This window comes from Alkalibacterium sp. m-11, assembly GCF_054658155.1.
In genome coordinates this window covers 1-513 of sequence record NZ_BAAGIR010000355.1, presented here as the reverse complement: position 1 = coordinate 513, position 513 = coordinate 1, and the positions used below count along the sequence as shown (strand labels likewise).

General features: G+C 38.0%; 1 protein-coding gene. It reads right to left on the bottom strand.

What is annotated here, in order from left to right:
• Positions 1–208, bottom strand: a 208-nt coding sequence (locus ACYQ2O_RS12790) for an IS200/IS605 family transposase (protein ID WP_459796784.1), incomplete at its 3' end; no start/stop codon positions are given.
• Between the last annotated feature and the right edge of the window lie 305 nt (positions 209–513).

The following is a 513-nucleotide window of genomic DNA, read 5'->3' as shown; positions in this document are numbered from 1 at the left end:
TGATGAATTTGGACAATTCTGTGTTAGGGTGAGCTTTGAACAGGATATGAATGTGGTCTCTATCTTCATTCCATTCGATGAGAGTGATGTTGTAGTTTGTACTCATTCTTAGAAACATATCTTTGGCATAATCCGAAACAGGGGGCGTGATGACTTTTCTTCGATACTTTATCCTGAATAATTCATAGTACCTTGTCAGAACAGGCATTTATCCCGCTTTGATAAGGTTTATCACTCTATTCCTTCTTCACCCGTTGGGTGAAGAAAAAAACATACAAAAAGAGCACGCTCTATGTTATTGTAAAGTCGACGAAAACAACAAAAACAAGAGGTGTGCTCAATGTCAACTTTACAAGAAAAGCAACTACAATTCAATCCCCATTTGGTTTGAATTTACCCAAAATTTTATGATTTCCTGAACGGTGACAAAAGCCCGAGGTATACACATGTGGAAAACATGGTATCCTCGGGCTTTTGAGCAGTCCACAGCTTAAATCTGTGGACTAATTTCAT